We start from the raw sequence: 14769 nt of genomic DNA on the forward strand, positions 1-14769 counted from the left end.
AAGAACGATGGCAAAAATAAAAGTTACACAAGTAAAAAGTCAAATCGGGCGTTTAAAGAATCAAAAGAGAACTTTAGAGGCATTAGGTTTACGTAGATTAAACCAAACTGTTGAGCATGAGGCAACTCCTTCAATAGTTGGTATGGTAAATAAAGTTTCACATTTAGTTTCTGTAGAGAAATTAAAATAAGATATTTAAAATGAGTAGTTTACATAACTTAACACCGGCAGAAGGATCTGTAAAAAAAGGGAAAAGAATTGCACGTGGTGAAGGTTCTGGACATGGAGGTACTTCCACCAGAGGTCACAAAGGAGCAAAATCTCGTTCAGGTTATTCTAGAAAGATTGGTTTTGAAGGTGGGCAAATGCCACTTCAAAGACGTGTACCTAAATTTGGTTTCACAAATATTAACCGTAAGGAATATCAAGGAATCAACTTAGATAAATTACAATCTTTAGTAGATAGTGGAAAAATAACAGATACAGTAAATTTAGACATTCTTGTTGCTAATAGATTAGCAGGTAAAAATGACCTAGTAAAAATATTAGGCAATGGAGAATTAAAAGCTAAATTAAATATAACTGTACATAAATTTACAGCAACAGCTAAAGCAGCTATAGAAGCAGCAGGAGGTGAAGCTGTTACTTTATAATCTAGTAAATGATGAATTTTATTAATACACTAAAAGATATTTTCAAGATTGAGGAATTAAAAAATAAAATTCTTCTTACTATCGGTCTAATTGCAGTATACCGTTTTATGGCTTCTGTTCCATTACCTGGAATAGACCCATTACAATTATCTGCTTTAAAAGAAAGTACATCTGGAGGTCTTTTAGGATTATTGAATGCATTTACAGGAGGAGCATTTGCTAGAGCGTCAGTAATGGCACTTGGTATTATGCCTTACATTTCTGCATCAATTGTAGTACAGTTAATGGGAATTGCAGTTCCTTATTTACAGAAACTACAAAAAGATGGAGAAAGTGGAAGAAAAAAGATTACACAAATCACAAGATGGTTAACCATAGGTATTACTTTGGTACAAGCACCAACGTATATTACAGCTATTAAAACGCAGTTTGGTCTTGGACCAGAAGCTTTTTTAGTACCAGGTTTAACTTTTTGGATTTCATCAATCATTATTTTAACTGCAGGTACAATTTTTGCCATGTGGTTAGGAGAGCGTATTACAGATAAAGGTGTTGGTAATGGGATCTCATTATTAATTACTGTAGGTATTATTGCGAACTTTCCAGCTGCATTTTTACAAGAATTTCTTGCAAAAACAACAAATGCAGGTGCAGGTGGTTTAATGATGGTTCTTATTGAAATTATTGTTTGGTTTGTAGTAATATTATTAACTGTATTACTAGTTACTGCTGTTCGTAAAATAGCAGTACAATACGCTAGAAGAACTGTTGCAGGTAACATTCAAAACGTTGCTGGCTCTAGAGATTATATTCCTTTAAAATTAAATGCAGCAGGTGTTATGCCAATTATATTTGCTCAGGCAATTATGTTCTTGCCAATGGCTTTAGGACAAAAGTTTCCTGCCTTAATTGGTTTAACAGATCCTTTTGGATGGCAATACAATGTAATTTTTGCATTATTAATTATCATTTTTAGTTTTTTCTATACAGCAATTACCATTCCTACGAATAAAATGGCTGAAGACTTAAAAAGAAGTGGTGGTTTTATACCAGGCATCAGACCAGGAAAAGATACAGCAGAAAAGTTAGATAGTGTTTTATCGAGAATTACGTTCCCAGGATCGTTATTTTTAGCAGCCCTTTCTATCTTACCAGCAGTTGTTGTTCAATTTGGTGTACAACAAGGTTGGGCTATGTTTTACGGAGGTACTTCCTTAATTATTATGGTTGGTGTAGCAATAGATACCATGCAACAAATTAATTCTTATTTATTAAATCGTCATTACGATGGTTTAATGAAACCAGGAAATAGTAATAGAAAATCGAATAAATAATAGTATGGCTAAGCAATCAGCAATTCAACAAGATGGAACTATAACAGAAGCATTATCAAATGCAATGTTTCGTGTAGAATTAGAAAACGGACATATTGTAACGGCACACATCTCTGGGAAAATGCGCATGCATTATATTAAATTATTACCAGGTGATAAGGTAAAGTTAGAAATGAGTCCTTACGATTTAACAAAAGCAAGAATTACTTACAGATACTAAAAACATAGAACAGATGAAAGTTAGAGCATCAGTAAAAAAGAGAAGTGCCGACTGCAAGATAGTACGCAGAAAAGGTAGATTATACGTAATTAACAAACAAAATCCTAGATTTAAACAAAGACAAGGATAAAGTAAACGTTAGATTTTAAACGTTAGTGTTAGATTTTTTCTAGCAAAACTTATTAAGTTTTACCACTAGCAGTTAAAGGCTAACAACTAATAACTAATTAATATGGCAAGAATAGCAGGTATTGATATTCCAAAGAATAAAAGAGGAGTTATTGCTTTAACTTACATCTTTGGTATAGGAAACAGCAGAGCTAAAAAAGTTTTAGCAGCAGCAAAAGTAGACGAAAGTATTAAAGTTCAAGACTGGACTGATGATCAAATCGCAGCAATTAGAGAGCAAGTAGGTTCTTTCACTATTGAAGGAGAACTACGTTCTGAAGTTCAAATAAGCATTAAACGTTTAATGGACATTGGTTGCCAAAGAGGGATACGTCACAGATTAGGTTTACCTTTAAGAGGACAAAGAACTAAAAACAATTCTCGTACAAGAAAAGGTAAGAGAAAAACAGTAGCTAACAAGAAAAAATAAAGTTAGAGATTAACCTAGTTATGGTGTAGTGTGCCGTATTTTAAATACAACTTACTACACAAAATAACTAAACACAAAACAATATGGCAAAAGCAAGTTCAAAAAAGCGTAAAGTAATTATCGATGCTATAGGAGAAGCACATGTAACTGCATCTTTTAATAACATCATTATATCTTTAACAAATAAAAAAGGAGACGTAATTTCTTGGTCGTCTGCAGGTAAAATGGGTTTTAGAGGTTCTAAAAAGAATACTCCTTATGCAGCCCAATTAGCAGCAGAAGATTGTGCAAACGTTGCAAAAGAAGCTGGTTTACGTAAAGTAAAAGTTTATGTAAAAGGACCAGGTAATGGTAGAGAATCTGCTATTAGATCAATACATAATGCTGGTATCGAAGTAACAGAAATAATCGATGTTACTCCAATTCCTCATAATGGTTGTCGTCCACCAAAAAGAAGAAGAGTATAATTTGATACATACAAATTATATGCTGAATCATATTCAGCATCCTTATTAACAAATATTATATTTTAATCTGATAGGAATACGATTAGCGAAGGATAAGCCTTAATTCATAATCCCTATCTATAACAAAAACAAAATGGCAAGATATACAGGACCAAAAACTAAAATTGCTCGTAAATTTGGCGAGGCAATTTTCGGAGATGACAAAAACTTCGAAAAAAGAAATTATCCTCCAGGACAGCATGGTAATGCAAGAAGAAGAGGAAAAAAATCTGAATATGCTACTCAATTAATGGAGAAGCAAAAAGCAAAATATACTTACGGTATTTTAGAGCGTCAATTTAGAAACTTATTTAAAGACGCATCTTCTTCACAAGGTATTACAGGTGAAATCTTATTACAATTATGTGAATCTCGCTTAGATAACGTTGTTTACAGAATGGGAATTTCTAATTCTAGAAGCGGAGCACGTCAATTAGTATCTCACAGACATATTACAGTTAATGGTAATATTGTAAACGTACCATCTTACAGATTAAAAGAAGGTGATGTTGTTGCTGTTAGAGAAAAATCTAAATCATTACAAGCAATCGAAGATGCATTAGCATCTAACAACAATGTTTTTGAATGGTTAACATGGAATAACGATACCAAAACTGGTACTTTTGTGAAAGTTCCAGAAAGACTTCAAATTCCAGAAAACATCAAAGAACAATTAATCGTAGAATTATATTCTAAATAATAATTTAACCAAGTTGGTATTTGGCCAAAGGGTTTTTAAGATCTTCTTCAAACTTCTAAACCGCGCAACTAAATAACAATTAAAACGAAGAAAAATGGCAATATTAAATTTTCAAAAACCTGACAAAGTAATTATGATTGAATCTACAGATTTTTCTGGTAGATTTGAATTTAGACCTTTAGAACCAGGTTTTGGTTTAACAGTAGGTAATGCATTAAGAAGAGTTCTTTTATCTTCATTAGAAGGTTTTGCAATTACATCATTAAGAGTAGATGGTGTAGAGCATGAGTTCTCTACAATACCAGGTGTTGTAGAAGATGTAACAGAAATTATTTTAAATTTAAAACAAGTACGTTTTAAAAAACAAATAGATGAAACTGATAGAGAAACTGTATCAGTATCTGTTTCTGGACAAGAACAATTTACAGCAGGAGATTTGCAAAAATTTATTTCTGGTTTTCAAGTATTAAACCCAGAGTTAGTAATTTGTAACATGGACAAGTCTGTAAAATTAAATGCAGAAATTTCTATCGAAAAAGGTAGAGGTTTTGTACCCGCAGAAGAAAATAAAAAAGCAACTGCACCTATAGGAACTATTTTTACAGATTCTATTTACACACCAATTAAGAATGTAAAATATGCAATCGAAAATTATCGTGTAGAACAAAAAACAGATTACGAAAAATTAGTTTTTGATATAGATACAGATGGTTCTATAAACCCAAAAGATGCATTAACAGAAGCTGCAAAAATTTTAATTCACCACTTTATGTTGTTCTCTGATGAGCGTATTACTTTAGAGGCTGATGAAATTGCACAGACAGAAACATATGATGAAGAATCATTGCATATGCGTCAGTTATTAAAAACGAGATTAATTGATATGGATTTATCTGTAAGAGCTTTAAATTGTTTAAAAGCAGCAGAGGTAGATACATTAGGAGATTTAGTTTCTTTTAACAAAAGCGATTTGATGAAATTTAGAAATTTTGGTAAAAAATCTTTAACTGAGTTAGAAGAGCTAGTTATTGTTAAAGGCTTAAGTTTCGGAATGGATTTAACAAAATATAAATTAGATAGAGATTAATCTTTCATATTTTGCTCCTCAAAATGGGTAGATGCAAGATGAAAGTATAAAACAAACGTCATGAGACACGGAAAAAAAGTAAATCACTTAGGAAGAAAAACAGCGCATAGAAAAGCAATGTTAGCTAATATGGCTTGTTCTTTAATAGAGCACAAGCGTATTAACACAACTGTGGCAAAAGCAAAAGCATTAAGAACTTTTGTAGAGCCATTAATTACTAAATCTAAAGCAGATACAACTCACAATAGACGTATTGTATTCTCTTATTTACGTGATAAATATGCAGTAACAGAACTTTTTAGAGAAATTTCTGTAAAAGTAGCAGACAGACCAGGAGGTTATATTCGTATTATCAAATTAGGAAACCGTCAAGGAGATAATGCTCCTATGGCTATGGTAGAATTAGTAGATTACAACGAAATTTACAATCCAAAAGGTAAAAAAGCTAAAAAATCTACAAGAAGAGGTAGAACTAAAAAAGCTGCAACGGCTCAAGTAGAAGAAACTGCAACAGAAGAAAAATCTGAAGAATAAAAAAAATGAAAATTTTTTAAATTATATAAAAGGGATAAACGTTTACGTTTATCCCTTTTTTTATATTTTTACAACAACAAACACAAGTATACATCAATGAAATATCAAACTAGAAAAAAGGCATTAGTTTTATTAGCAGACGGAACTATATTTTATGGTAAATCTGTAGGTATAGAAGGAACAGCAACAGGAGAAATTTGTTTTAATACAGGGATGACGGGTTATCAAGAAATCTTTACAGACCCTTCTTACTTTAGACAAATTATGGTAACAGCAAATGCACACATAGGTAATTATGGTGTTAATAATGAAGAAGTAGAATCTGATGGAATTAAAATTTCTGGTTTAGTTTGTAGAAACTTTAGTTTTACACACTCAAGAGCAGATTCTGATGGAAACCTAAAAGATTGGTTCGACACACACAATATTGTTGCCATTTCAGATGTAGATACCAGAGCATTAGTTGCTTATATTAGAGATAATGGAGCTATGAATGCAATAATATCTACAGAGGTTGATAATATTGAAGGTTTAAAAAAACAATTAGCAGAAGTGCCAAGTATGGAAGGTTTAGAACTAGCTTCTAAAGTCTCAACTAAAGAACCATATTTTATTGGTGATGAAAATTCTGACATAAAAATTTCTGCTTTAGATATCGGTATTAAAAAGAATATTTTAAGAAACTTGGCAAAAAGAGGCGCTTATATTAAAGTATTCCCTTACAATGCAACTTTTGAAGATCTAACAAGTTTTAATCCTAATGGATATTTTATTTCTAATGGACCTGGAGATCCAGAACCCCTAAAAGAAGCACAAGAAGTTGCTAAAGAAATTATTAAAAGAAATTTACCTTTATTTGGTATTTGCTTAGGGCATCAAGTAATTGCTTTGGCAAACGGAATTTCTACTTATAAAATGCACAATGGTCATAGAGGAATTAATCATCCAGTAAAAAACCTACTAACAGGAAAAGGAGAAATTACTTCTCAAAACCATGGTTTTGCTATCAATAGAGAAGAAACAGAAGCCAATAATACTGTTGAAATTACTCATGTACATTTAAACGACCATACTGTAGCTGGAATTAAAATAAAAGACAAACCAATTTTCTCTGTACAATATCACCCAGAAGCAAGCCCTGGACCACATGATTCAGAATATTTATTCGATCAGTTTATAGAAACTATCAAAAAACATTCAAATACAATAGTTTAATACGAGTTTTAGTTTGAAAACGTTTTCGTAACAATCTTTCTAAAACAAAGTAAAACAGTGGCTTATTTTGTAAATTAGCCATCTAAAAATAAATCAATTAAAAAAATATATAATGAGTATTATTATTAGTGTTCATGCACGTCAAATTTTCGATTCAAGAGGAAATCCAACAGTAGAAGTAGATGTAACAACAGAAAGCGGTATTCTTGGTAGAGCTGCTGTACCTTCAGGAGCTTCTACAGGAGAACATGAAGCTGTAGAGTTAAGAGATGGTGGAAAAGATTACATGGGTAAAGGTGTTTTAAAAGCCGTTAAAAATGTAAACGAAATTATTGCAGAAGAATTATTAGGAGTTTCTGTTTTTGAACAAAATGGCATCGATCAATTAATGATTGATTTAGATGGCACACCAAACAAATCTAAATTAGGTGCAAATGCAATTTTAGGTGTTTCTTTAGCAGTAGCAAAAGCGGCAGCTAACGAATTAGGGATGCCTTTATATAGATATATTGGTGGTGTTTCTGCAAATACATTACCAGTACCTATGATGAATATCATTAATGGTGGTTCTCATTCAGATGCGCCAATTGCATTTCAAGAATTTATGGTAATGCCAGTAAAAGCAAAAAATTTTTCTGAAGCAATGCAAATGGGATCAGAAATTTTTCATAACCTAAAAAAGGTTTTACACGATAGAAATCTATCTACAGCTGTAGGTGATGAAGGAGGTTTTGCACCAACATTAGATGGTACAGAAGACGCCTTAGATACGATTGCATTGGCAGTAAAAAATGCAGGTTATGTTTTTGGCGAAGAAGTTAAAATTGCCTTAGACTGTGCTGCTGCAGAATTTTACGTAGACGGTGCTTATGACTACACAAAATTTGAAGGAAGCAAAGGAAAAGTAAGAACAAGCAAAGAGCAAGCAGATTACTTAGCAGAATTAGCAGCAAATTATCCAATTATTTCTATAGAAGATGGTATGGATGAAAATGATTGGGATGGATGGAAATATTTAACTGAAAAAATTGGAGATAAAGTTCAATTAGTAGGGGATGATCTATTTGTTACAAATGTAGAGCGTTTGTCAAAAGGAATCCAGAATGATATTGCAAATTCGATTTTAATTAAAGTAAACCAAATTGGTACTTTAACAGAAACAATTGCAGCAGTAAATATGGCTAAAAATGCAGGTTATACATCTGTGATGTCTCACAGATCTGGAGAAACAGAAGATAATACAATTGCAGATTTAGCAGTTGCATTAAACTGTGGTCAAATAAAAACAGGTTCTGCATCTCGTTCTGATAGAATGGCTAAATACAACCAATTATTAAGAATTGAGGAAGAATTAGGAGCTGTTGCTTATTTCCCTAAAGAGAAAGCTTTTAAAATATAATTTTAAAAGAAATAGAATAATTTAAAATTTGTAATCAAATTTTATAATAAAAATCAAACCAGTGAAAAATTTTCACTGGTTTTTTTTTTGCCAAAAATTTAATAAGTTAATTTTATTTTAAAATATTAAAAATGCATCTAAAGAGATTTTAAAATCATACAAAATATCTTATCTTCGCATTAACAAAAAAAAAGTTAAAAAACAGCAAATGTCAGACACAGCTAAATTAAAATTAGGAGAAAATACGTATGAGTTTCCTTTAATAAAAGGAACAGAAAATGAAGTTGCAATTAATATAAAATCATTAAGAGGTGCAACAAATGGGGTAATAACAATTGATCCTGGATTCAAAAACACAGGTTCTTGTGAAAGTGCTGTTACTTTTTTAGATGGAGAAAAAGGGATCTTAAGATATAGAGGATATTCTATAGAAGAGCTTGCTGAAAAAGCAAATTTTTTAGAAGTTGCATATGCTTTAATATTTGGTGATTTACCATCGTCTGATCAATTAGAAAAATTTCATTCAGATATAAAAGCTCAATCTGTAGTTGATGATGATGTTAAAAAAATTATAGATGCTTTTCCTAAAACAGCCCATCCAATGGGAATTTTATCTTCTCTTACAAGTGCATTAACTGCATTTAACCATTCCTCTGTAAACGTAGATTCAGAAGAGGAGATGTACAATGCAATTGTTAAAATTATGGGTAAATTTCCTGTTTTAGTAGCTTGGACAATGCGTAAAAAACAAGGACTACCTTTAAATTATGGGTCTAATTCTTTAGGGTATGTAGAAAATATTATGAAAATGATGTTTGAACAGCCTAATGAAAATTATGAGGTAAATACCATAGTAAAAAATGCCTTAGACAAGTTATTAATTTTACATGCAGATCACGAACAAAATTGTTCAACATCTACTGTAAGAGTTGTAGGTTCTTCTCATGCCGGTTTATTCGCTTCTTTATCTGCAGGAATTTCTGCACTTTGGGGGCCACTTCATGGAGGTGCAAACCAAGCAGTTTTAGAAATGTTAGAAGCGATTAAAGAAGATGGTGGAGATACTAAGAAATATATGGCAAAAGCTAAAGATAAAAATGATCCTTTTAGATTAATGGGCTTTGGTCACAGAGTTTATAAAAACTTTGATCCAAGAGCAAAAATCATTAAAAAAGCTGCAGACGAAGTTTTAGAAAGTCTAGGAGTTGATGATCCTATCCTAGAGATTGCAAAAGGTTTAGAAAAAGAAGCCTTAAATGATCCTTATTTTGTAGAAAGAAAATTATATCCAAATGTAGATTTCTATTCAGGTATTATATACAGAGCAATGGGTATTCCTGTAGAAATGTTTACGGTAATGTTTGCAATGGGACGTTTACCAGGTTGGATTGCTCAATGGAAAGAAATGCGTTTGAAAAAAGAACCTATTGGGCGTCCACGTCAAATATATGTTGGAGAAAACGAAAGAGGTTTTGTTTCTATAGAAAACAGATAATTTTATTACATTTATATAAATTTTAAAAAGCTTCATATTTTATGAAGCTTTTTTTATAAATATCGTTTTATGATACAATTAAACGTTAATAATGAAACTAATAAGTTAAGAGCAGTTGTTTTGGGTACTGCACAAAGTAATGGACTTGTACCTAATATAGAAGATTGTTACGACCCAAAAAGTGTACAGCATGTGCTTGCAGGAACCTACCCAAAAGAAGAGGACATGATCAAAGAAATGGAAGCCGTAGCAAAAGTGTTAGAAAAATACAATGTAAAAGTATTTAGACCTAAAGTTATAGAAAATTACAACCAAATATTTTCTAGAGATATTGCTTTTGTAATAGATGATAAATTTATAAAAGCAAATATATTACCAGACAGAGACCAAGAAATAGAGGCTATTTCTCATGTTATCTCTAAAATAGATCCCAATAAAATTTTAAAATTACCAGAAGAGTGCCATGTAGAAGGTGGAGATGTAATGCCTTGGAATGATTACATTTTTGTGGGAACCTATTCTGGAGAGGATTATGCAGCACATATTACAGCAAGAACAAATATAGATGCAGTAATAGCTTTGCAAGAATTGTTTCCAGAAAAAACTGTAAAATCTTTTGAGCTTAGAAAAGACAAAACAAACCCTAGAGAAAATGCATTACATTTAGATTGTTGTTTTCAACCTATTGGAAAAGACAAAGCCATTTTGCATAAAAATGGATTTTTAGTAGAAAAAGAATATGAATGGTTGGTTAATTTCTTTGGAAAAGAGAATATATTTGAGATTACAAAAGAAGAAATGTATAACATGAATAGTAATGTTTTTTCAATTTCAGAACAAGTTATTATATCAGAACAAAACTTTACAAGATTAAATACTTGGTTAAGAAAAAATGGTTTTACGGTAGAAGAAGTACCCTATGCAGAAATTGCAAAGCAAGAAGGTTTGTTACGTTGTTCTACAATGCCATTAATTAGAGATTAAGAGGGTTTTTTAGTTAACTTTAAAGATTAGTTGAGAACCTAATTAGATTTTTTTTTAAGTCTAGAGACAAACCAAATTATTGTTTTCAATTTTCGATTTCAACACAAAAAAATAATTTTTTTTTTAAAATTTAATATGAAACAAACCACAAATACTATTTTAATGATTCGTCCTAAAAATTTTAGGATGAATGAACAAACTGCAGTTAATAATTATTTTCAAGAAGATGTAGCTTTAAAAAATGCTGAAATAAATAAAAAAGCACAAGAAGAATTTGATGCATACGTTTTTAAATTAAAAAGTTATGGTGTAAATGTTGTTGTCATATCAGACACTGATGATTTTGATACTCCAGACGCAGTTTTTCCTAATAACTGGATTTCTTTTCACGAAGATGGTACTGTAGGAGTTTACCCAATGTTTGCAGAAAATAGACGGTTAGAAAGAAGATTAGAAATTTTAGACGTTATAGAAGAAAAAGGATTTTTAATAGAAAATATTGTTGATTATACATCAGCAGAAGAAGAAAATTTGTTTTTAGAAGGAACAGGAAGTATTATTTTAGACAGAACAAATAGAAAAGCATATTGTGCTTTATCTGCAAGAGCAGATGAAGATTTATTTATAGAGTTTTGTGAAGATTTTGAATATACACCAGTCATATTTATTGCCAACCAAACAGTAGATAATAAACGCGTACCTATTTATCATACCAATGTAATGATGTGTGTTGCAGAAACTTTTGCGGTAATCTGTTTAGATGCCATAGATGATAAAAAAGAAAAGAAAAACGTACTAAAACATTTAAAAGAAGATGGTAAGCATGTAATTGATATTTCAGAAAAGCAAATGCATCGTTTTGCAGGAAATATGTTGCAGGTTCAAGGAGCAAATGATGAGTTGTTTTTAGTGATGAGTAAAGCTGCTTATGACTCTTTAACCCAAAGTCAAATTTCTAAAATAAATAATCACTCTAAAATTATTTATAGTTCTTTAGAAACTATAGAAACCTGTGGAGGTGGTAGTGCTAGATGTATGATGGCAGAGGTTTTTTTACCTATAAAATAAAATAAGAGTCTATTATTTTATCAATTAAACCAGTTGTTGTAAACTTTATTCCAGGAATTTCAATGGATGCTTTTATTACTTTAATTGTTGGTATTGTACTTTCTAGAAAATCCATTTAAAAGCATCAAAAAAGCTCTAATTTTAGAATTTGACAAATCTTTTTGTTATTGTTTGTCGATCTTTAAAGTAAAACCTTATAAAGTATGTTCCATTTTTTAAATGAGAAATATCAATCCCTTTACTATAATCAATAATTTCTGTCGTATTAATTTCTTTTCCAATTACAGAAAATATTTTTACTTTAAAAAGAGGTAGCTCACTATTTATTTTTTTGATGTATATTTTACTATTTACCGGGTTTGGATAAATTTTAAAATCAATATTATCTTCTTCTTTTACAGCTACTAATGTATTGCTTTGAGAGTCTGAAAATTCATACAAACGTTGTGGGAAATTGAATGTAACACCTCCTTGAATTGTGGATACAAATTCTCTAGATAAGTAATATTTACCATTTCCAAAATTAGTAATCCCTTCAACTTGACTACCTTGTGCATCTTGCCCTATTTCTGATGCAATTGATATTCTTTGATATCCTGAGTCAAAAATATTACTTCCCGAAGTTCTATTATTATCTATAAACACTAGAAAAGGATTTGCAGTAGAATCATAACCGCAAAGAAAAAAAATGTCGTCTGTTAAATTATAAGTAGCTCCAGTAATTAAAATCTGAACATTCCCTGTACTTATTTTTTCGGCAGAATATGTTCCTGCTACCTTTGGGATTTTATAAACGTTGGTTTTAAAATTTGTCCAATTTTTTGTAAAAATTAATATTGAATCTTGATAGATAACAAATGCTTCTGCATCAAAATTGTTGGTATTTACTTTGGTTGTAAAATCGGTTTGATCTTCGTATGAAAAATTAATTACTTCAGCAGTTATAGCGTTTTCTGTTAAATAATCTGTTTTTAAAATTTTGTAAATTTTTAAATCAATTCTATTGCCACTATTATTACCAATGTCACCAATATAAATATGTGTGTCATCTTCAGAAAGATCTTCCCAATCAATATTTGTAGCATTAGAGATGATAATTGTTCTAGTTAAATTCCCAGTTAGTGAATCTATTTCATATAAATTAGCTGAGTCGCCACTATCATTATGAGTAATTATTTTACCATTCAAGAACAATAATCCAGAAGTTTCAGCAACTTCATTTGGTAAATCAAACTTTATTTTAAAATCAGAAATTTGACTAAAACTAGATAGGTAGATTAAACCCGTAAATAGTAATAGTAACTGTTTCATCTTTGTAAGATAGTTATTTTAAAGCTTCTTCTATAACTTTACCTGAAGTACCATTAGGCGATTCAATTTTTAACAAGTTCGATATTGTTGGAGCAATATCAATTATTGAATATTTTTTAGAACTTTTACCTTTTTTAATACCATTTCCATAAAAAATAATAGGAATATGAGTATCGTAAGAATATCCAGAACCATGGCTAGTGCCTTTTCTTTCTCTTATTAGTGTAGCAGGATAAGGGATCATTAAAACATCTCCAGAAAATTTCTGATTGTATCCATTTTGAAGCGAATTCATAATTCCATCTGTAAAATTGGTTGTTTGCAAAGTTCTTGCTGTTACAGCCTTGTATATTTTATCAAAATTAATAACTTCTTCTGCCAGCTTTTGCGCTACTTCATTTTTATCCAACCCTAGAGATGCTATCTTATCTTTATTTAAAAATATTTGATAGTTAGAAATATTTTCTATCAATTCTTTAGAGTTAAAATATTTTTGTGTGATCTCTAAAATAAACTTTTTAAACTTTTTAGCATCCATATAGTGTGCAGAAATTTTTAAAGACTGTAAGTAAGCAGGTACATGAACAGCAGCATGATCTGCAGTTAAAAATAATGTGTAATTATTTTTCCCTACTTCTGTATCTAAAAAAGTAAAAAAATCTTCTAAATCTTTATCTAAACGTAAATAGGTGTCTTCTGTTTCAACAGCTGCAACACCATATCTATGCCCAATATAATCTGTAGAGGAAAAACTAACGGTTAAAAAATCTGTATAGGCTGTTTTGCCCAATTGTTCTCCTATAATGGCAGCTTTGGCAAAATCTACCGTATACGTATTTCCAGCAGGAACTGTTTTGATCAAATTAAAATTCCCGTTTTTTGCTCTTAATTCTTTTAATTTTTTTGGAAAAGTGGGAGTTGCTTTTCCGTTTAAATTTTTTTCAAAAATATTATTGTCACTTCTACTTTTTTCATAAGTATTTATATCATACAAAGTGTTCCAAGTTTCATTTAAGTAATTGTCTGCATTATTGTTTGCATTAAAATCTGCAACCCATTTAGGAAGTTTTTTCATGTAGTATGAACTTGTAACCCATTGATTATTATTATTATTAGCATCATACCAATAAGCACCATTTGCTGTATGACCTACGGGTAAAATTGCAGACCTATCTTTTATAGACAATCCAATGGTTTTTCCTTTCATATTTTGGGCCAAATGTAACTCGTCAGAAATTGTTGTGGTATACAATCTTTGTGGAGATTTTTTACCAACATTACCAGAATTTCCAACCGTTGCGTAGTTGGAATCATCTACACAGTATATGCTTTCCTTCAAAAATTTATCATACCAATTGTTAGAAATAATACCATGATTATTTGGCGTTGTACCAGTAAAAATAGAAGCATGTCCAACAGCTGTATATGTTGGTATATAGTTATAATGTGCGTTTTCTAAAGAAAATCCATTCTTTAAAATTCTGTTGAAACCACCTTTGCCATACCTCTCTGCATATCTTGTTAAATAATCGTACCTCATTTGATCTATCACAATACCAACAACAAGTTTTGGTTTTTTATCTTGTATTTTTTTTTCTGTACAATTAGAAAAAAATAAAAAAACACATAAAACAAATAAAATTATATTTTTCATCGAAGTAATTT

At 30.6% G+C, this 14769-nt stretch carries 18 protein-coding genes; 15 read left to right on the top strand and 3 right to left on the bottom strand.

What is annotated here, in order from left to right; all coding sequences use genetic code 11:
- Positions 1–7 precede the first annotated feature (7 nt).
- From rpmD to ctlX, 15 genes are all read left to right on the top strand, one after another.
- The gene (gene rpmD / locus AC2D6T_RS03145; protein ID WP_114425983.1) at positions 8–190 is read left to right on the top strand and encodes a 50S ribosomal protein L30; all 183 of its coding nucleotides are present in this window, start codon (positions 8–10) and stop codon (positions 188–190) included.
- A gap of 10 nt (positions 191–200) precedes the next feature.
- Entirely contained in the window at positions 201–653 is a 453-nt protein-coding gene (gene rplO, locus AC2D6T_RS03150) for a 50S ribosomal protein L15 (RefSeq protein ID WP_298947869.1), read from the top strand.
- Between the two features lie 11 nt (positions 654–664).
- Entirely contained in the window at positions 665–1987 is a 1323-nt protein-coding gene (secY, locus tag AC2D6T_RS03155) for a preprotein translocase subunit SecY (RefSeq protein WP_298948064.1), read from the top strand.
- 4 nt (positions 1988–1991) lie between these two features.
- Positions 1992–2207 (top strand): translation initiation factor IF-1, encoded by a 216-nt coding sequence (infA, locus tag AC2D6T_RS03160; protein WP_015482241.1) that lies wholly within the window; start codon positions 1992–1994, stop codon positions 2205–2207.
- 13 nt (positions 2208–2220) lie between these two features.
- Complete coding sequence (gene ykgO, locus AC2D6T_RS03165; RefSeq protein ID WP_004568720.1) at positions 2221–2337, top strand: type B 50S ribosomal protein L36; 117 nt, start codon at positions 2221–2223, stop codon at positions 2335–2337.
- A 102-nt stretch (positions 2338–2439) separates the two neighbouring features.
- Entirely contained in the window at positions 2440–2805 is a 366-nt protein-coding gene (gene rpsM / locus AC2D6T_RS03170; protein WP_298947866.1) for a 30S ribosomal protein S13, read from the top strand.
- A gap of 83 nt (positions 2806–2888) precedes the next feature.
- The gene (gene rpsK, locus AC2D6T_RS03175; RefSeq protein ID WP_036825729.1) at positions 2889–3272 is read left to right on the top strand and encodes a 30S ribosomal protein S11; all 384 of its coding nucleotides are present in this window, start codon (positions 2889–2891) and stop codon (positions 3270–3272) included.
- A 133-nt stretch (positions 3273–3405) separates the two neighbouring features.
- Positions 3406–4011, top strand: coding sequence for a 30S ribosomal protein S4 (gene rpsD, locus AC2D6T_RS03180; RefSeq protein WP_298947861.1), 606 nt, complete (start codon positions 3406–3408; stop codon positions 4009–4011).
- Between the two features lie 94 nt (positions 4012–4105).
- Positions 4106–5098, top strand: coding sequence for a DNA-directed RNA polymerase subunit alpha (locus tag AC2D6T_RS03185; RefSeq protein WP_484680422.1), 993 nt, complete (start codon positions 4106–4108; stop codon positions 5096–5098).
- Between the two features lie 60 nt (positions 5099–5158).
- Positions 5159–5632, top strand: a complete 474-nt coding sequence (rplQ, locus tag AC2D6T_RS03190; RefSeq protein WP_484680423.1) for a 50S ribosomal protein L17 — start codon at positions 5159–5161, stop codon at positions 5630–5632.
- Between the two features lie 96 nt (positions 5633–5728).
- Positions 5729–6847 carry a glutamine-hydrolyzing carbamoyl-phosphate synthase small subunit gene (gene carA / locus AC2D6T_RS03195; RefSeq protein ID WP_438988886.1) on the top strand — a complete coding sequence of 373 codons (1119 nt, stop codon included), beginning with the start codon at positions 5729–5731 and terminating at the stop codon, positions 6845–6847.
- A gap of 112 nt (positions 6848–6959) precedes the next feature.
- Positions 6960–8246, top strand: a complete 1287-nt coding sequence (gene eno / locus AC2D6T_RS03200; protein ID WP_298947853.1) for a phosphopyruvate hydratase — start codon at positions 6960–6962, stop codon at positions 8244–8246.
- Positions 8247–8454: 208 nt separating this feature from the next.
- The gene (locus AC2D6T_RS03205; protein WP_484680424.1) at positions 8455–9741 is read left to right on the top strand and encodes a citrate synthase; all 1287 of its coding nucleotides are present in this window, start codon (positions 8455–8457) and stop codon (positions 9739–9741) included.
- Positions 9742–9810: 69 nt separating this feature from the next.
- Positions 9811–10725 carry a dimethylarginine dimethylaminohydrolase family protein gene (locus AC2D6T_RS03210; protein WP_484680425.1) on the top strand — a complete coding sequence of 305 codons (915 nt, stop codon included), beginning with the start codon at positions 9811–9813 and terminating at the stop codon, positions 10723–10725.
- A 135-nt stretch (positions 10726–10860) separates the two neighbouring features.
- Positions 10861–11793 (top strand): citrulline utilization hydrolase CtlX, encoded by a 933-nt coding sequence (ctlX, locus tag AC2D6T_RS03215; protein WP_438988883.1) that lies wholly within the window; start codon positions 10861–10863, stop codon positions 11791–11793.
- Here ctlX and AC2D6T_RS03220 read toward each other — a convergent pair.
- The 3 genes from AC2D6T_RS03220 to pafA are packed head-to-tail and all read right to left on the bottom strand — an operon-like array spanning position 11783 to position 14758.
- Positions 11783–11908, bottom strand: coding sequence for a hypothetical protein (locus AC2D6T_RS03220; protein ID WP_438988882.1), 126 nt, complete (start codon positions 11906–11908; stop codon positions 11783–11785). The two genes, ctlX and AC2D6T_RS03220, sit on opposite strands and share 11 nt — an antisense overlap.
- A 26-nt stretch (positions 11909–11934) precedes the next feature.
- Positions 11935–13104, bottom strand: a complete 1170-nt coding sequence (locus AC2D6T_RS03225) for a T9SS type A sorting domain-containing protein (RefSeq protein ID WP_438988881.1) — start codon at positions 13102–13104, stop codon at positions 11935–11937.
- A 13-nt stretch (positions 13105–13117) separates the two neighbouring features.
- Positions 13118–14758 carry an alkaline phosphatase PafA gene (gene pafA / locus AC2D6T_RS03230; RefSeq protein WP_484680426.1) on the bottom strand — a complete coding sequence of 547 codons (1641 nt, stop codon included), beginning with the start codon at positions 14756–14758 and terminating at the stop codon, positions 13118–13120.
- Positions 14759–14769 lie beyond the last annotated feature (11 nt).

It is taken from the genome of Polaribacter sp. YIW18, assembly GCF_057219325.1.